Raw genomic sequence first — 17,991 nt, forward strand, 5'->3', positions numbered from 1 at the left:
CTAAATTAGCGGCGCAATAAGTCTGTTAAATAGGAGTTATAAAGTCGTGGTACTTCGGCGATCGTTCTCTAAATACTCTTTGGATTGCATTTCCAAAAGTCGAGAAATTGTACGGTGGAACTCTGATGCCATTGGCCCCTCTGTGTAGAGATCGTCGGGTAAGCATTCTGCCGATATTATCAGCTTAACGTTATGGTCATACAACACATCGACCAACCACGTAAAACGTCGTGCTGCCGAGGCATCACGTACCTGCATTTTAGGCACATCCGACAAAATGATCGTCTGGTATCGACTGGCAAGCTCTAAATAATCATTTTGCGAACGCGGGCCTTGGCATAAGACCTCAAAACTAAACCACGCCACGCTTCCACTATGCGCCACTGTAGGCAGCTCACGGTTTTCAATCACAATCACGGGCTCTAAGGGAGCCGTATCGGCTAGCTGATTAAACGCTTCCGTTAACTGGGCGGCGGTGTCTTCGTTTAAAGGCGACAAATACATTGGCACTTGCTCCAACGTACGTCGACGATAATCAATACCTGCATCCACATTAACGATATCCATGCGTTCTACGATTAAGTTAATCGCTGGCAGGACACGGTCTCGATGCAAACCGTCAGGGTACAGTAAATCAGGCTTGTAGTTCGAAGTCATCACAAAACACGTGCCTCGCTCAAAAAGCCCCAACAATAACTTATGAAGAATCATGGCATCGGCAATATCCGAAACATGAAACTCGTCAAAACAAATTAACTTGTAGCGCTGAGATACGGCCTGAGCGACGCTGTCTAATGGGTCGGATTGACCGCGCAGTAAGTTCAATTGCTGATGCACGCTGCGCATAAATTCGTGAAAATGCACGCGGGTCTTCGCTTCAATCGGCACACTTTGATAAAAGGCGTCCATTAAAAAACTTTTGCCTCTGCCGACTCCTCCCCACAGGTACACCCCCTTAGGTGGGCTTTCTTTAGAAAGCCAACGACGTAAAACTGAGCGCTGGCTTTTGTCATAGGCTGCCAGCTCATCGGAAAAACGATGTAGACGTGCTAGCGCCTGCTGTTGTGCAGCATCGGCTTGATAACCTCGTTGGGCGAGTGCCTTTTTATAGTACTGAGTAACGGGCATAAAAGTGATGGAACAATGGGAGCTAAAAACAGCGTTGCAGGAATGCCTTGAGCGGAGAATGGTAAATCTGAAAAAACGACAGTAATCGAAGCCGGTGGCATAAAAAAGGCAGGCTGCAATAGCCTGCCTTCCGATTCACAAGCACAGATGAATTAGAAGTTCACTGCACGTTTATCAACGGCCAAGGCCGCTTCTTTCATGACTTCAGAAAGCGTAGGATGAGCATGGCAAATACGAGCAATATCTTCCGCCGCTCCGCGGAATTCCATGATCACGACGGCCTCTGCAATTAGCTCGGAGGCGGTAGGCCCAATAATATGCACACCTAAAACCTCATCAGTTTTGGCATCTGCCAGAATCTTGATAAAGCCAGTAGTATTTCCCAAAGCACGTGCGCGACCGTTTGCCAAAAATGGGAAACGACCTGAACGATACTCGCGACCTTCTTGTTTAAGCTGTTGCTCGGTTTTACCCACCCAAGCGATCTCAGGGGAGGTGTAAATAACCCAAGGCACGGTATTAAAGTTAACGTGCGGTTGCTGGCCAGCAATACGCTCAGCAACGGCCACCCCTTCGGACTCGGCCTTGTGCGCTAGCATTGGCCCACGAACCACGTCACCCACCGCCCACACGCCGGGAAGGTTGGTGCGGCAGTCGTCATCGACGGCAACAAAACCACGTTCGTCTAGCTTCAGGCCAACGGTGTCAGCGCCTAAGCCTTCCGTGTTAGGAACGCGACCGATGGAAACAATTAAATTGTCCACCTCAAGCTTTTCTTCTTTACCTTCTGCGTTAGTGTACTTAACGCTTACCCCTTTAGAAGAGCTTTTGATTTCACCCACTTTGACATTAGTTTCGATCTCTAAGTCTTGCTTGGTGAATTCTTTAAGCGCTTCTTTAGCGATATCGCGATCGACCGCTGGCAAAAACTCAGCGGCGCCTTCTAAGACCTTAACCTCAGCACCCAAACGACGCCACACACTGCCTAGCTCGAGACCGATAACCCCAGCACCAATAACACCCAGTTTTTTAGGCACACGAGTCAGACGCAGCGCGCCATCGTTAGACAGAATTTTCTCTTCGTCAAAAGGCACATCTGGCAACTGACGAGCGCTAGAGCCTGTGGCAATAATAATGTTTTTTGCTACCAGCTCTTCGGCATCGGGGCCCTCTACCTGAACAGACCAACCAGCATCCACTTTAGCCTTAAACGTAGCAGTGCCATGAAAGAAAGCCACTTTGTTCTTCTTGAATAAATACAAAATGCCCTGGTTGTTTTGTTTGACGACCGAGTCTTTGCGACCTAATAAGATATCAAGCTTCAGTGATAGCCCTTTTACTTCAATACCGTGTTCGGCAAAATGCTCATCAGCATGCTCATAATGCTCGGAAGACTGCAACAGCGCTTTAGAAGGAATGCAACCCACGTTGGTGCATGTGCCACCAGGAGCCGCTTTACCGTCTTCGTCAACCCAAGCGTCAACGCACGCAACCGTCATGCCAAGCTGAGCGGCGCGTATCGCGGCTACGTAGCCACCAGGGCCTGCGCCGATAACGACTAAATCAAATTGTTTTGCCATTTTGTACTTCTACCTTTTGATCGTAGGCGGTAGGCGCTATGTCGTATACCAATACGAACACCTGCCTTAACCTTTCCTTAAACGATACCGGCCAGACGCGCATGCATCTGGCCGACACAATTAAAACATAGCCAGAATATGTATGACTTACAGATTCAGTAGCAAACGCTGTGGATCTTCCAGCGCTTCTTTCATTGCAACAAGCCCCAACACCGCTTCGCGACCGTCAATGATACGGTGGTCGTAAGACATCGCAAGGTAGTTGATCGGGCGAATAACGATTTGACCGTTCTCGACCACTGGACGATCTTTCGTTGCATGAATACCCAAAATAGCGGACTGAGGTGGGTTGATGATAGGAGTCGATAACATCGAGCCAAACACACCACCGTTCGAGATAGAGAAGGTACCACCGGTTAGTTCATCCAGTGTTAATTTACCATCACGTGCCCGTGCGCCAAAATCAGCAATTTGCTGTTCGATTTCAGCAATCGACATCTGATCAGCGTTACGTAAAATAGGTACCACCAAGCCACGTGGGCTACCCACTGCAATACCGATGTCGAAATACCCATGATAAATGATATCAGTACCATCAACCGAAGCGTTAAGGACTGGGTATTTTTTCAATGCGGCCACAGCAGCTTTAACAAAGAAAGAAGTGAAGCCCAGTTTCACACCGTGCTCTTTCAAGAACTCGTCTTTGTACTGTGCACGTAAGTCAATCACTGCCTTCATGTTGACTTCGTTAAAAGTCGTCAATATGGCATTTTCTTGCTGCGATTGTAACAAACGTTCGGCCACTCGTGCACGCAGTCGGCTCATCGGAACGCGCTGCTCTGGGCGACCGTCTAGCGATAACGATGCCGGTGCGGCGGGCGCTGCCGCTTTGGCCACACCAGGTTGGGCACGATTAGCGTCTTCTTTGGTAACTCGTCCATCACGCCCACTACCTGTGACGCTGTCTACCTCAACCCCTTTTTCTGCCAAAATTTTGGCAGCTGCAGGCGATGCGGCGGCAACAGAAGCGCTCTTCTCTGGCTCGGCTGCTGCCGCAGTAGCTTGTTCCTCTTTAGGCTGCTCTGCCGGTGCGGCGGCACTTGCGGTAGCGGCGGTATCAATACGCGCCAGCACTTCACCCGCTAAAACGGTTGAACCGTCGGCTTTCACAATTTCGGTTAGCACACCTGACGATGGCGCTGGCACCTCAAGCACCACTTTATCCGTTTCAACTTCAATCAGAATTTCATCAGCAGAAACGGCCTCACCAGGCTGTTTTTTCCACTCTAGCAATGTGCCGTCAGCCACGGATTCGGAAAGTTGGGGAACAAGGACGTCGATAATAGCCATAATATTTCTTCCGTAAATTTAGTAATCTGTGTAAATGCGCAAGTTATTTCGTTAACGAAAAGCCTTTGATACGAGGCGTAAACGCCTGCTCAATCAATGCTTTTTGTTGCTCTTGGTGCTTAGCGAGATAGCCTACTGCTGGAGAGGCCGAAGCGGCACGACCGGCGTAGCTGAGCTTCTGACCTTCGGCCATATTCTCGAACAAGTGATGTTGAATGTAGAACCAAGGACCTTGATTCTGCGGCTCGTCTTGCACCCATACAACTTCGCGCAAATTCTCATATTTTTGCAGCTCGGTCTGGAATGCCTTGTGTGCAAAAGGATAGAGCTGCTCGACTCGTACAATGGCAACATCGTTACGTTTTTGTTCTTCGCGTGCAGCGATGAGGTCGTAGTAGACCTTACCTGAACATGCCAATAAGCGTGTCACATTGCCTGCTTCAATGGCAGTGTCAACCTCACCGATTACAGGCATAAAATGCCCTTCTGACAGGTCAGTTAACGGCGATGTTGCGGCCTTATGGCGTAACAACGATTTCGGCGTCAACAGGATCAGTGGTTTACGGAAAGGACGAATCATTTGACGGCGCAGAACGTGGAAAATTTGTGCACCGTTCGTGGGCTGAATTACTTGAATATTGTTATCAGCACACAGTTGCAAGAATCGCTCGATACGAGCGGAAGAGTGTTCAGGGCCTTGGCCTTCGTAGCCATGTGGCAACATCAATGTTAGACCGCAATGACGGCCCCACTTTGCTTCACCTGAGGTAATAAACTGATCAATAACGACCTGAGCACCGTTCACGAAGTCACCAAACTGCGCTTCCCAGATGGTTAAGATATTTGGCTCAGCCGATGCATAACCGTATTCGAACGCCAGCACAGCCTCTTCGGACAATACCGAGTCAATGACATTGAACGGGGCTTGCTTCTCGGAAATATTTTGCAGTGGTACATAGGTACCGTCGTCCCAACGCTCACGTTTTTGATCGTGCAATACCGCATGACGATGACTGAACGTACCGCGACCCGAGTCTTGACCAGTGATGCGTACCGCGTAACCGTTCTCAACCAGTGAGGCATAAGCCAAATGCTCGCCCATACCCCAATCGACGTTTAGCTCGCCTCTGTACATCGCGCGTCTATCGTTAAGCAGACGATTGAGTAAAGGATGAACAGTAAAGCCTTCGGGAGTCGTGGTAATACGCTCGCCCAAACGTTGCAATGTAGAAAGCGGTAAAGCTGTATCAGCTTGATCGGTCCACTTGGCGTCTAAGAAAGGAGTCCAGTCGGTGGCATACTTGTTTTTGTAATCGGTTAGTACTGGCTCTACTGTACGCTTACCGTCTTCCATCAACTGACGATAGGCCTTAACCATGTCGTCAGGATCCGTCTCGCCAAGTACCCCTTGAGTAACAAGCTTGTCGGCATACAACTTACGTGTGCCAGAGTGCTGACCAATCGTTTTATACATCAGAGGCTGTGTTAACGACGGCGTATCTTGTTCGTTATGGCCCAATTTACGGAAGCAGACAATATCGATCACGACGTCGTGTCGGAATTTTTGGCGGTAATCCAGTGCCAGTTTCGTCACAAAAACCACGGCTTCAGGATCGTCACCGTTTACGTGAAACACGGGCGCTTCGATCATTTTCACAACGTCTGTGCAATACAGTGTAGAGCGAGTATCACGCGGGTCAGAGGTTGTAAAACCAATTTGGTTATTAATGACGATATGCAGCGTACCGCCCGTACCATAGCCTCGGGTTTGAGCCAGGTTAAGGGTTTCCATCACCACACCCTGACCAGCAAACGCCGCATCACCGTGCACCAGCACAGGCAATACTTGAGCGCCTTCCGTATCGTCACGACGATCTTGACGAGCACGTACACTACCCTCGACGACCGGGTTAACGATTTCTAAGTGCGATGGGTTAAACGCTAACGACAAATGCACAGGGCCGCCACGCGTGGACAGGTCACTAGAGAAACCATTGTGGTACTTAACATCACCATCGCTTAAGCCTTCGACTCGGTAACCTTCGAACTCAGCGAAAAGGTCAGCAGGCATTTTGCCCATGATGTTAACCAGCATGTTAAGACGACCACGGTGAGCCATGCCCACGATGATCTCTTGCACGCCGTTGTCTCCGGCGTGATTCACGACCTCGTCCATTGAGGCAATGAAGCTTTCACCACCTTCAAGTGAGAAACGCTTTTGACCTACATACTTAGTGTGTAAAAAACGTTCTAGGCCTTCGGCCTCGGTCAGTTGCTGCAAGATATTACGCTTCTCGTCAGCGGAAAACTCAAACGTACCGTGCACGGACTCCAAGCGCTGCTGAATCCAGCGTTTGGCCACAGGGTCTGAAATGTGCATGAACTCGGCACCCACACTTTGACAGTAGGTATCGCGAAGCGCTTTGAGTAGATCACGCAAGCTCATGGTTTCGCTTTTGGTGAAATACGTATTTGTCGCCGAGTAAACCTGATCGAGGTCGGCTTCGGTTAAGCCATAAAACGCGGGATCAAGCTCAGCATAATTTGGACGCTCGGTGCGCTTCAATGGATCTAAGGATGCTAGACGTGCACCCAACGAGCGATACGCTGCCACGAGCGATTGCACAGAAACTTGCTTGGATGCCAGCGTAAGGTCGACAGCGGGCACTCGCGTCACTAAGGTGTTGGCCTTAGCTCGCAGCGCAAAAGACTCGACGATCGGCGCATGGGCCTGATCTCGTGTGCTTTCACGTCCGTCGGTTGCAGGCAGGTGCTGCAGCTGGTCAAAATAACTGCGCCATTCGTCAGGCACAGCGGTGGGATTACTTAAATAGATCTCGTAGAGATCTTCAACATAGGCAGCATTACTGCCAAACAAATAGGAAGTAGATAGCAGTTCAGTTTGCGATGATGACATTATGCGCTTCACCTATCCGGATGTTTCATCCGTTATGAGATGCAGGAAAACCTTCCGCGACACGGCCACGCCGGTTAGCGGATAGCAGAGCAGAAGGCAACGATAGACGCCTTTTACAAGCCGTATACAATTTAGTATACCTCTCGATACTTAAATGCGCATACCCGAGCATTTAAATAACCAGTCTTATGTAAGACTGTTGGCAATACATCACAATCTGACTTGTTACACACGGGTTGTCAATAGCGTAAACACGAGGTTTACGTATCTACCCTTAGAAAAACAGTCGCTAAAATCACATTAACAACTTTTAAGCGTGCCTATCACGCATTGATCCCTTTGCTGCACTGCCGCATGCATTGTGTACGTCATTTACGCTATAACCAATAGATGCGCCAGTTTCGCCTAGAATTAACGCAATTTTTTAAGTAATGTAGTCAAACACAAGATATCAACAGGAGCACACCCACGATGGACGCCAAAGCCGATCTGGCAAAATTAGCGCTTGATTATCACGCTTACCCTACCCCAGGAAAAATCTCTGTCGTACCGACCAAAACCTTAGGTAACCAAGACGATCTTTCCTTAGCTTATTCACCTGGTGTGGCATCAGCGTGTATGGCTATCTTTGATGAGGGTGAGGAAGCCGCCGCCAAGTACACTTCACGAGCAAATCTCGTCGGCGTAATCACAAACGGTACCGCTGTATTAGGTTTAGGTAATATTGGCCCCCTGGCCTCCAAGCCCGTTATGGAAGGCAAAGGCTGCTTATTTAAAAAGTTTGCTGGTATCGATGTCTTTGACATTGAGCTTGCCGAGACCGACCCGAAGAAGCTTGTCGATATCATTGCCGCCATGGAGCCGACTCTTGGTGGAATCAACCTCGAAGACATTAAAGCCCCCGAGTGCTTTTATATCGAGCAAGAACTTCGTAAACGCATGAAGATACCCGTGTTTCACGACGATCAACACGGTACTGCCATTATTTCTGCCGCGGCGATCTTGAACGGCTTAAAAGTCGTCGGCAAAGACATCAGCAAGGTGCAATTAGTTTGTTCCGGCGCGGGTGCAGCAGCGATTGCATGTCTGAATTTGCTGGTTAACATGGGCATGCCACGCGAACACATTTATGTGTCAGACTCACGCGGTATTATCTGGAAAGGTCGTGAAGAAAACATGGAAGCCAACAAGGCTCTCTATGCACAAGAAACCGAATTCAGAACCCTGGCCGACGCTACCGCAAATGCCGACATTTTCTTGGGCTGCTCAGCACCTGGCGTACTGACACCGGAAATGCTTAAAACCATGGCCGACAAGCCGTTGATTTTAGCACTGGCGAATCCCGAGCCTGAAATCCGTCCAGAAGTGGCCAAAGCCACTCGCCCAGATTGCGTTATTGCGACGGGCCGCTCTGACTACCCCAACCAAGTTAATAACGTACTGTGCTTCCCCTTCATTTTCCGTGGCGCGCTTGATTGCGGCGCAACGATTATCAATGAAGAGATGAAACTGGCTTGCGTTAAGGCCATTGCCGAATTAGCACAAGCCGAACAGTACGATACCGGTAGCAGCAAAACAGACGAAGCCGGCTTAAGCTTTGGCCCTGACTACATTATTCCTCAGCCTTTTGATCCACGCTTAATTGTTAAAATTGCGCCTGCAGTTGCACAAGCTGCAATGGATTCTGGTGTGGCGGCTCGCCCCATTGAAGACATGGAAGCTTACCGTCAAAAGCTGATCGCCATGACGCACCACACTGGTCCGTTAATGCGTCCTTTGTACATGCAAGCCAAAGCCGATCCTAAACGCGTTATTTACGCTGATGGTGAAGACGAGCGCGTACTACGTGCGGTACAAACGGCTATCGACGAAAAGCTTGCTAAGCCAATTTTGATTGGTCGCCCTTCTGTCATCAATATGCGTATCGAACGTTACGCATTACGCATGAAGCCCGGCGTAGACGTTGAAATCGTAGACCCAGAAGATGACGATCGCTTTAACCAAACTTGGAGCGATTACTACAAACTTCGCGCTCGGTCAGGCATTACTCCCGACATTGCTAAAGCCATGATTCGCAAGCACAACACCTTAATTGGTGTCATGCTGCTTCAAGGCGGTGATGCCGATGCCATGATTTGTGGTGTAGCCAGTAACTTTGACAACCAACTCAAACACATTGAAGAGGTTGTAGGTTTACGTGAAGGCGCTGAAACTTTTGCTGCGATGAACGTGTTGATGCTACCAAGCCAAACACTATTCGTATGTGACACGCACATTAACGAAGATCCTAGCGCAGAAGAAATTGCCAACATGACCATTTTGGCTGCTGAAGAAGTCCGTAACTTTGGTGTAGAACCTCGTGTTGCTCTACTTTCGCACTCAAACTTTGGCAGTCGCTCTACGGCCTCATCGCGCAAAATGGCTAAAGCTCGTGAGCTTTTAGCTGAGCTTGCTCCCGAGCTAGAAGTTGATGGTGAAATGCACGCTGACTCGGCGCTATCCAATCAGATTCGATTCAAATCGTTTCCAGATACGACCTTACGCTCATCCGCCAACCTGTTGATTACCCCCAACTTGGATGCAGGTAACATTACCTACAACATGCTGAAAATGACAGGTAGTAACGGTGTGGCAATGGGTCCGATTCTGCTTGGTGCTGCACGCCCAGTGCATGTGTTAACCACAAGTGCTACGGTTCGTCGCATTGTGAATATGACTGCCCTAGCCGTCTTGGATGCGCAAGCCGAAGAAAAGAAGAACGCATCTAAGTAAAGTTAGATGTGAAGCCAGCTAATGCTAAATAGCACTAGCTGCTACAAACAAAAAGCCGAACTTCATTTCTATGAAGTTCGGCTTTTTAATGCGACCTAAACAAAGACTTAACTAGCGCTGTTGCTAACCATTTGCGCCTGCACTAAAGATGCTTTGGCAATGCGCTTTTTATAGAAAGGTAAAAAAGCCCACAGCGCAATAAACCAAAATGGTGTAGCAATCAAACCCGTTAACGTTCCTTCATCTTGACTAAATAAATACAGTGCAAAGGCAAAGAAAGCCAGACATGCATAGCACATAGGAATACCAAAGGGCATTTTGTACGTCGATGCCAAATACGCCTCAGGTCTGACATAGCGGTATTTCAGATAAGAAATCAAAATAGCCGACCATACAAAAATAAAGCAAATACTCGATACCGTGGTCACAATAACGAACATGCTCATTACATCACCCTCTGCATAGAGCAGAGGCAAGCTAACCAACAAAAGACCACATGAATACATCAAGCCATTAAGCGGTACACCACTACGTGAAAGCTTGCCAAAAGAAGAAGGCGCCAGTTTATTTTTTGATAAACCATAAAGCATACGCCCAGTCGAGAACATCCCACTATTGGCGGAAGACAGTGCAGAAGTTAGGACCACGAAGTTAATAATGGCTGCAGCAGAACCAACCCCTATCAACATAAACATATTAACGAAGGGGCTCGTGTTTGGTGAAACAATATCCCAAGGTGTCACGGTCATAATGACAGTTAATGCCAGCACATAAAAGATAATGACTCGTATTGGAATTTTATTAATGGCTTTGGGTAAAGTCTTGCTTGGATCTGCTGTTTCTGCTGATGCGGTACCTACCAACTCGATACCAACAAAAGCAAAAATAGCGATCTGAAAGGCTGCAAAAAACCCAGTCATACCATTAGGAAAGAAACCACCACGATCCCATAAGTAGGTCAAACTCGCCTTATAACCAGTAGGCCCCACAAAGCCTGTAGTCAGTAGGTATATACCTACAATAATTAGCGCCAAAATGGCAATAATTTTAATTAATGCAAACCAAAACTCTAGCTCGCCGAACATCTTTGCAGAGAGCAGATTGAAGGTCATCAGGAAAGCAATACACAGCAGCCCTGGTAGCCACAACGGTACGTCAGGCCACCAAAACTGGGTATAACCCGTAATGGCGATGATGTCGGCAACGCCGATCACTACCCAACAAAACCAATAGCTCCACCCTACAAAATAACCAGCAGTAGGCCCCAATAGATCAGCGGAAAAGTCTACAAAAGACTTGTATTCAAGGTTATGCAGCAGCAGTTCGCCCATTGCTCTCATAACGAAAAATAGAAAAAAACCAATAACAATATAGGTTAGAAGTACCGAGGGGCCTGCCAAGCTGATGGTTCTGCCCGATCCCATAAAAAGCCCCGTACCAATCGCCCCACCAATGGCGATTAACTGTAAATGCCTATTCTTAAGCGTACGCTGTAATTCAGCTGCATTTTCTTGTTTGCTCACGTCTCTACTCCTACACTCTCATCCTAAATTCATATTAGGAAGTGCATTTTATTAATCGTAATTTTCCCATTACTAACGAGCCTAATAATCTGCTCGTGCACGGACCTTCCCTAAACGCTTTTGTCAGGAATGACAAAAATCAGGTTTAGTAAAAAGTCAGTCGTTACGTAGTAGCTATAAAAGCCTTATGGGAATCCTGTCTATGCTTGGCGCAAAAACATAAACTGGTTTGATAAGAGTAGTAGAAACGTGTACTCGTTTGAATATTATCGTGGTAACAGCCATATATAGACCTCTGGTCATAAGGGGTAATAATGAACTACTGAAACACCAGTAGCACCCCATCTGTCCTGTTACCTGAGAGCTTGTCCATATTTCTATGGTCCCCTTCGGTGGGCGTATTCGGCCTCTCTCCAGATTTGTCTAAGTTCGGATCCTTTTGCCTGAGAGATTCCGGGGTGGTTGCTCCGTCGGCGCTTCATGGTGAGAAGTCTCTCTCCTGAACCATTAAGTGACCAACTCATTATAAATAGACGTCAGTTTACGACTACTATCATTAACCCTTGTTTTAGGCCGAACTTAATCGCCACTTATTAAACAAAAAAAACTGGCCTAAGCCAGTTTTTTTTAACGACTACCACCTAACAAATAAAACAGGTATTAGCCCATATTGCGTTCGGTGTAACCTGTGTATAACTGACGTGGACGACCGATTTTGTAACCTGGATCGGACATCATTTCATCCCACTGGGAGATCCAACCAACGGTACGTGCTAAGGCAAAGATCGCTGTAAAGAGCTCGGTTGGGATACCGATAGCGCGTTGAACAATACCTGAGTAGAAGTCAACGTTAGGATAAAGCTTACGCTCGACAAAATAGCTGTCTTCTAGCGCAATACGCTCAAGCTCCATTGCTAACTTAAACAAAGGATCGTTCTCTAAGCCCAATGCCGTCAACACTTCTTTGCACGTTTCTTGCATCAACTTAGCGCGAGGATCGTAGTTTTTGTAAACCCGATGACCAAAGCCCATGAGACGCACGCCAGAGTTCTTGTCTTTCACCTGCTCCATGAACTCGCCAACTTTTTCTACACCACCGTTGGCCTGCAACTGCTCAAGCATGTTCAAGCACGCTTCATTCGCTCCACCGTGCGCAGGACCCCATAAGCATGCCACACCTGATGCAATGGCTGCATAAGGGTTCGTGCCAGAAGAACCGCAAAGACGCACTGTAGAAGTCGAAGCGTTTTGTTCGTGGTCAGCATGTAGAATAAAGATACGGTCTAGAGCGCGCTCTACAACGTCATTCACTTTATAGTCTTCACATGGCGTACCAAACATCATGCGCAAGAAGTTACCTGTGTAACTGAGATCATTGCGCGGGTACATCAGTGGCTGGCCAACAGAATGCTTATAAGCCATGGCTACCAATGTTGGCATTTTGGCGATTAAACGAATCGCTGAAATACGACGATCTTCGGCTTTTGCCACATTTGTGGAGTCATGGTAGAAGGCAGACATGCCGCCCACTAAACCAGTAAGAATAGCCATTGGGTGGGCATCAGCACGGAAACCACGCAAGAAGTACTGCATCTGCTCTTGCACCATCGTGTGGTTCGTAATCAACTTCTCAAAATCAGCCTTTTGCTGCGCATCCGGTAACTCGCCATTCAGAATTAAATAGCTAACTTCCATGAAGTTGCAATTCTCGGCAAGCTGATCGATTGGGTATCCTCGATACAATAACTGACCTTTGTCTCCGTCGATGTAGGTAATTGACGACTCGCACGAGGCTGTCGCCATAAAACCAGGATCGTAGGTGAACATATCCGTTTGACTGTACAACTTACGGATATCAATCACATCAGGTCCAACTGTACCTTTGTATACCGGGAACTCGACCGAAGGGCTTCCATCGGAAAACGCGAGTGTGGCTTTCTTATCTGACAGTTCCATCACAAATCTTCCTAAAAAATTACAGCGCTCGCATAAGAGCAACCAGACGTCGAATGTCAGGCGTATCGTATTTGCCTTCTACCTCTTTAGAAGCCAGTAACACGTCGAGCAATTCGGTATCGTCCATTTCAAACAGGCAAGTTAAGGCGGAAACATCAACATCCGTTAAACCGGCCTCGTACTTATCCAAAAAACGGGTAATCATGAGATCGTTTTCGAGCATTCCTCGACGAGCTCTCCAACGCAAACGTGCACGTTCTAACTGAGTTAACGTTCTCATTTCATTGCCTACTTAAATGCTACGGCGAACCAACATTTCTTTGATTTTGCCAATAGCATGCGATGGGTTTAATCCTTTAGGACACACATCAGTACAATTCATGATGGTGTGACAACGGAATAAACGATAGGGATCTTCTAAGTTATCTAAACGCTCACCGGTTGCCTCATCGCGAGAGTCGGCAATAAAACGGTAAGCCTGCAATAAACCGGCGGGACCAACAAACTTATCGGGATTCCACCAGAATGATGGGCATGACGTGGAACAACATGCACACAAAATGCACTCGTAAAGGCCGTTAAGCTCGTCACGTGCTTCCGGTGTTTGCAGACGCTCGCGCTCGGGTGGAGGCGCATCGTTGATCAAATACGGTTTAATCGAATGGTATTGATCGAAGAAATTGGTCATATCAACGATCAAGTCACGCACTACCGGTAAGCCAGGCAAAGGACGCAAAACGATAGGCTGCTTAAGCTCGTTTAGGTTGGTCGTACAGGCCAGACCGTTTTTGCCATTGATGTTCATAGCATCTGAACCACAAACACCTTCGCGGCAAGAACGACGAATGGCTAAGCTATCATCCACGTCGTTTTTAATGCGTACCAGCGCATCAAGCAGCATCTTGTCGGTAGGCTGAAGCGTAACTTCAAGCTTCTGCATGTAGGGTCGCTCGTCCTTATCAGGGTCGTAGCGATAAATCTCAAATTTAAGGGTACGGGTTTGACTCATGTCAGTATCCTGCTTAGAAAGTGCGAGCTTGTGGCGCAATGCTGTCGGCGGTGAGTGGTTTCATCTGAACGTCTTTGTACTCAAGACGACTTCCTTCAGAAAACCACAACGTATGCTTCAACCAGTCTTGGTCGTTACGCTCTGGGAAGTCGTTCAGTGCGTGCGCACCTCGACTTTCAGTGCGACTTGCCGCTGAACGTGTGGTAGCACGAGCCACTTCAATCATGTTTGCGATTTCTAGCGCTTCTACGCGTGCGGTATTAAAGACCTTGGATTTATCTTTGAAGTAAATGCTTTGAACCTCAGGAACCAAGCCTTCGATAAGCTCTTCGCCTTTCTTGAGTAGCTCCATAGTACGGAACACACCGCAATGCGCTTGCATAGTTTGACGAATTTTTTCGCCCACATCTTGTACTTTCTCACCCGAGGTACGCGTCTCAAGGTGATTGACTCGGTCAAGAGAGTAATCAATCGCTGACTGAGGGATGTCTTGATGGCTGTGGGTTTGCTCGGGGTGGGAATCAACAATATGATTACCTGCCGCACGACCAAAAACGATAAGATCCAGCAACGAGTTGGTGCCCAGACGGTTCGCACCGTGTACGGACGTGGCTGCACATTCGCCGATGGCATATAAGCCGTTAACCACTTTGGACTCGCCATTAACAGGACTGATCACTTGTCCGTAATAGTTAGTGGGAATACCGCCCATTTGATAATGGATAGTAGGCACAACCGGAATGGGATCTTTGATCGGGTCAACGTTGGCAAACTTCATCGCAATGTCGCGAATAGAGGGTAAACGTTTTTGGATCGTTTCCGCCCCCAAGTGATCGAGCTTCAAGACCACATAGCTACCGTCGCCACAACCACGACCTTCTTTAATCTCTTGGTCCATTGAGCGGGACACAAAATCGCGTGGAGCCAAATCTTTTAAGTTCGGCGCGTAACGCTCCATAAAGCGCTCGCCGTCTTTATTCAATAAGATACCGCCCTCACCACGCACGCCTTCGGTAATTAATACACCGGCACCGGCCACGCCTGTAGGGTGAAACTGCCAAAACTCGAGATCTTGCAGCGGCAAGCCTGCTCGCGCCGCCATGCCAAGACCGTCACCTGTATTGATGAACGCATTTGTTGAAGCAGCCCAAATACGACCAGCGCCACCGGTAGCAAGAACGGTACGCTTGGCTTCTAAGATATAGATTTCGCCTGTTTCCATTTCAAGCGCGGTTACGCCCAACACATCGCCGGCTTCATTGCGTAGAAGATCCAGCGCCATCCATTCAACAAAAAAGTTGGTGCGCGCCGCCACGTTCTGTTGGTATAGCGTATGCAACATGGCGTGACCTGTACGGTCAGCAGCCGCACAGGCTCGCTGCACAGGTTTTTCGCCCAGATTCGCCGTATGACCACCAAAAGGACGCTGATAAATGGTGCCATCAGCGTTACGGTCAAAAGGCATTCCGTAATGCTCTAGTTCGTAAACGGCGTTAGGCGCTTCACGACACATGAACTCGATCGCATCTTGGTCACCTAACCAGTCGGACCCTTTAACGGTGTCGTACATGTGCCAGTACCAATGGTCTTCGCTCATGTTACCTAAGGCAGCACTTACCCCGCCTTGGGCCGCAACCGTGTGTGAACGTGTAGGGAATACTTTAGACAATACGGCCACGGACAAGCCGGCCTTCGCAAGTTGTAATGAACAACGCATACCGGCACCGCCGGCGCCCACTACCACCACATCGAATTGGCGGCGCGGTAAAGATTTTTTAATAGCAGCCACGGCTTACAGGCTCCAGATAATTTGTGCAAAGAAAACGATGGCAGCCACTAACCACAGTACGGTTAGCACCTGAAGAAGTAAACGCAGGCCCGCGGGTTTTACGTAATCCATCCAGATATCACGCACACCGATCCAAGCGTGCCAAGCGAGCGACAAGAAAAACAAGGTCGCCAACAGCTGCCCTAAAGGAAGACTTCCGACTTGGAAGGCAAATAAATTACGCCAAGCCGCATAGTCCAGCGTAGAACTAAATAGAATGCCACCGAGGAAAACCAAGGTGTACACAATCATGATGACGGCAGTCACGCGTTGAGCGATGAAGTCTAGCGTGCCGTAATGAGCACCTACTACCAGACGCTTTGTACCGATTCGTTCTGGATTAGCCATTACCACGCTCCAAATAGTTTTAGACCAAACAACGCTGTTAATGCCAGACTAACAACCAGCACCGAGGCGGCCGTTTTGCTTGCTGTGTATTTGTCGTTGCCTTTACCCATATCGAGGGCTAAATAGCGGATGCCAGCACAGAAATGGTGTAAGTAGGCCCAAATAAGCGCCAACAACACCAACTTACAGATGGGGTGCCCCACCACGCTGCTAATCGTATTAAAACTTTGCTCGGACGTTAAACTCAAAGAGAGTAACGGCAATAAGATGACCGGCAAGCTTAAGAAAAGCAGTGCCCCACTAATTCGATGAAGAATTGAGGTTTTTGCAGCAAGCGGTAAACGGTAACTCAATATCTGCGGCACGCTGATATTGCGATACTGCGGACGCTGCTTAGGTGCGGTATCAGACATTCTGGCCTCGAAGAAAAAATAAAATGGTAACCATTGGATCTCAGTGTTCTTATTCGGACTATTTTCGCTTATTTAATGCTGCAACGCATCACTCAGCCTAAACAATGTTCAATTTAGTTGATTTCTGTAATGAAATCGGTCAGTTATATACAAGCCCCGGCGTAATTCCATCGGTCTTTCACCGTAGGTATACGATACGCGTTCGACTTGCAGCAAGGGTGAGCCTAGCTCTACCTCAAGGCGCTCGACAGCTTCTTCCTCGGCGGCTACGGCGCGAATACTTTCATCTGCCCGCACCATGCTGACCCCAAACTTGCTTTCGAACCAAGCGTACATAGGCCCTTTGTTCTTGGCTAGAGCCTCGACCGTTAAACCTTTAAATACTGCACCGGGTAGCCAGATGTCGTCAAGAATCGTAGGACGATCATCAAACGATAATACGCGCCGTATATTCACCACCATATCGACCGTGCGAAGCTGCAACAAGGCAGCGACATCAACAGGCGCCTTTATACGCGCACAGCCAATAATGACACTGCTTGTTAAGGGCTGATGCCCGTCATCCGGCGTAAGACGTAAAAAACGATATCGAACGTTCGCTTCATGATGGGTGGAAACAAAGGTTCCCTTCCCTTGTCGACGTATCAACAAGTTGTCGGCCGCAAGCTCGTCGATGGCTTTACGTACGGTTCCCTGACTGACCTGATAACGGGCGGCCAAATCAAATTCGCTAGGGATTGACTCGCCCGGCTTCCATTCGCCACGATCAAGGCTTTGCAACAGTAGCGCTTTAATCTGTTGATATAACGGACTGTAAGCAGCGCCAGCAGCTGATTTCTCAGCTGACTGTAGAGATACGGGCGACGTGTTTTCTGTCATAAACCAATATACCGATTAAACCATTAACAATTGCTAGCGTTTAATCGGCGGTAAAGAGAAGTTATTTAATATATCTGGCATTTTCGCACGCTAGGCCCAATCTGTCTAACACTCTTCTGTCTTATATAAGATATAAGATTATTGACTCATTAAAGTTTTTAGTCTAGTGTTCCCAACATTAGTTATTGCCTTACCAGCCGTGGCCTTTCAGCGCAATTTCGGCTCGTAAGCGAGCGTTTAAAAGCATTAAACTGTATTTCAATCTATAGAATTTTCCAACCTATTGGA

At 48.1% G+C, this 17,991-nt stretch carries 13 protein-coding genes and 1 riboswitch; of the genes, 1 reads left to right on the forward strand and 12 read right to left on the reverse strand.

Annotated features, from left to right (window positions below; translation table 11 throughout):
• Nucleotides 1-36 precede the first annotated feature (36 nt).
• From zapE to AC2UZI_RS10475, 4 genes are all read right to left on the reverse strand, one after another.
• Nucleotides 37-1,128: a cell division protein ZapE gene (zapE, locus tag AC2UZI_RS10460; RefSeq protein WP_486943815.1), complete on the reverse strand. Its 1,092-nt coding sequence runs from the start codon at nucleotides 1,126-1,128 to the stop codon at nucleotides 37-39.
• A 152-nt stretch (nucleotides 1,129-1,280) separates the two neighbouring features.
• Nucleotides 1,281-2,708 (reverse strand): dihydrolipoyl dehydrogenase, encoded by a 1,428-nt coding sequence (lpdA, locus tag AC2UZI_RS10465; RefSeq protein WP_486943816.1) that lies wholly within the window; start codon nucleotides 2,706-2,708, stop codon nucleotides 1,281-1,283.
• A 147-nt stretch (nucleotides 2,709-2,855) separates the two neighbouring features.
• Entirely contained in the window at nucleotides 2,856-4,058 is a 1,203-nt protein-coding gene (odhB, locus tag AC2UZI_RS10470) for a 2-oxoglutarate dehydrogenase complex dihydrolipoyllysine-residue succinyltransferase (RefSeq protein WP_486943817.1), read from the reverse strand.
• Between the two features lie 43 nt (nucleotides 4,059-4,101).
• Nucleotides 4,102-6,975, reverse strand: coding sequence for a 2-oxoglutarate dehydrogenase E1 component (locus AC2UZI_RS10475; protein WP_486943818.1), 2,874 nt, complete (start codon nucleotides 6,973-6,975; stop codon nucleotides 4,102-4,104).
• Nucleotides 6,976-7,446: 471 nt separating this feature from the next.
• On the opposite strand from AC2UZI_RS10475, the gene AC2UZI_RS10480 reads away from it, so the two are divergent.
• Entirely contained in the window at nucleotides 7,447-9,747 is a 2,301-nt protein-coding gene (locus tag AC2UZI_RS10480) for an NADP-dependent malic enzyme (protein WP_486943819.1), read from the forward strand.
• Nucleotides 9,748-9,854: 107 nt separating this feature from the next.
• Here AC2UZI_RS10480 and AC2UZI_RS10485 read toward each other — a convergent pair whose 3' ends face one another.
• From AC2UZI_RS10485 to AC2UZI_RS10520, 8 genes are all read right to left on the reverse strand, one after another.
• Nucleotides 9,855-11,270, reverse strand: coding sequence for an amino acid permease (locus tag AC2UZI_RS10485; protein ID WP_486943820.1), 1,416 nt, complete (start codon nucleotides 11,268-11,270; stop codon nucleotides 9,855-9,857).
• A 422-nt stretch (nucleotides 11,271-11,692) separates the two neighbouring features.
• Nucleotides 11,693-11,780, reverse strand: a riboswitch (glycine riboswitch).
• A 150-nt stretch (nucleotides 11,781-11,930) separates the two neighbouring features.
• Nucleotides 11,931-13,226, reverse strand: coding sequence for a citrate synthase (locus AC2UZI_RS10490; RefSeq protein WP_486943821.1), 1,296 nt, complete (start codon nucleotides 13,224-13,226; stop codon nucleotides 11,931-11,933).
• Nucleotides 13,227-13,245: 19 nt separating this feature from the next.
• Nucleotides 13,246-13,506 (reverse strand): FAD assembly factor SdhE, encoded by a 261-nt coding sequence (locus tag AC2UZI_RS10495; RefSeq protein WP_486943822.1) that lies wholly within the window; start codon nucleotides 13,504-13,506, stop codon nucleotides 13,246-13,248.
• 12 nt (nucleotides 13,507-13,518) lie between these two features.
• A complete protein-coding gene (locus tag AC2UZI_RS10500; RefSeq protein ID WP_486943823.1) occupies nucleotides 13,519-14,235 on the reverse strand; it encodes a succinate dehydrogenase iron-sulfur subunit in 717 nt (238 codons plus the stop codon).
• A 13-nt stretch (nucleotides 14,236-14,248) separates the two neighbouring features.
• Nucleotides 14,249-16,024, reverse strand: a complete 1,776-nt coding sequence (sdhA, locus tag AC2UZI_RS10505; protein WP_486943824.1) for a succinate dehydrogenase flavoprotein subunit — start codon at nucleotides 16,022-16,024, stop codon at nucleotides 14,249-14,251.
• Between the two features lie 3 nt (nucleotides 16,025-16,027).
• Nucleotides 16,028-16,411: a succinate dehydrogenase, hydrophobic membrane anchor protein gene (sdhD, locus tag AC2UZI_RS10510; RefSeq protein ID WP_486943825.1), complete on the reverse strand. Its 384-nt coding sequence runs from the start codon at nucleotides 16,409-16,411 to the stop codon at nucleotides 16,028-16,030.
• On the reverse strand, nucleotides 16,411-16,824 hold the full coding sequence (sdhC, locus tag AC2UZI_RS10515) for a succinate dehydrogenase, cytochrome b556 subunit (RefSeq protein ID WP_486943826.1): 414 nt from the start codon (nucleotides 16,822-16,824) through the stop codon (nucleotides 16,411-16,413). Before sdhC ends, sdhD begins: the two co-directional genes overlap by 1 nt.
• A 108-nt stretch (nucleotides 16,825-16,932) precedes the next feature.
• Nucleotides 16,933-17,703, reverse strand: a complete 771-nt coding sequence (locus AC2UZI_RS10520; protein ID WP_486943827.1) for a GntR family transcriptional regulator — start codon at nucleotides 17,701-17,703, stop codon at nucleotides 16,933-16,935.
• Between the last annotated feature and the right edge of the window lie 288 nt (nucleotides 17,704-17,991).

It is taken from the genome of Paenalcaligenes sp. DL 463, assembly GCF_057475185.1.

Excerpts from the sequence above, each read along its gene's own strand:
- zapE (WP_486943815.1), bottom strand. The coding sequence starts at position 1,128 with ATGCCCGTTACTCAGTACTATAAAAAGGCACTCGCCCAACGAGGTTAT.
- lpdA (WP_486943816.1), bottom strand. The coding sequence starts at position 2,708 with ATGGCAAAACAATTTGATTTAGTCGTTATCGGCGCAGGCCCTGGTGGC.
- odhB (WP_486943817.1), bottom strand. The coding sequence starts at position 4,058 with ATGGCTATTATCGACGTCCTTGTTCCCCAACTTTCCGAATCCGTGGCT.
- AC2UZI_RS10475 (WP_486943818.1), bottom strand. The coding sequence starts at position 6,975 with ATGTCATCATCGCAAACTGAACTGCTATCTACTTCCTATTTGTTTGGC.
- AC2UZI_RS10480 (WP_486943819.1), top strand. The coding sequence starts at position 7,447 with ATGGACGCCAAAGCCGATCTGGCAAAATTAGCGCTTGATTATCACGCT.
- AC2UZI_RS10490 (WP_486943821.1), bottom strand. The coding sequence starts at position 13,226 with ATGGAACTGTCAGATAAGAAAGCCACACTCGCGTTTTCCGATGGAAGC.
- AC2UZI_RS10495 (WP_486943822.1), bottom strand. The coding sequence starts at position 13,506 with ATGAGAACGTTAACTCAGTTAGAACGTGCACGTTTGCGTTGGAGAGCT.
- AC2UZI_RS10500 (WP_486943823.1), bottom strand. The coding sequence starts at position 14,235 with ATGAGTCAAACCCGTACCCTTAAATTTGAGATTTATCGCTACGACCCT.
- sdhD (WP_486943825.1), bottom strand. The coding sequence starts at position 16,411 with ATGGCTAATCCAGAACGAATCGGTACAAAGCGTCTGGTAGTAGGTGCT.
- sdhC (WP_486943826.1), bottom strand. The coding sequence starts at position 16,824 with ATGTCTGATACCGCACCTAAGCAGCGTCCGCAGTATCGCAATATCAGC.
- AC2UZI_RS10520 (WP_486943827.1), bottom strand. The coding sequence starts at position 17,703 with ATGACAGAAAACACGTCGCCCGTATCTCTACAGTCAGCTGAGAAATCA.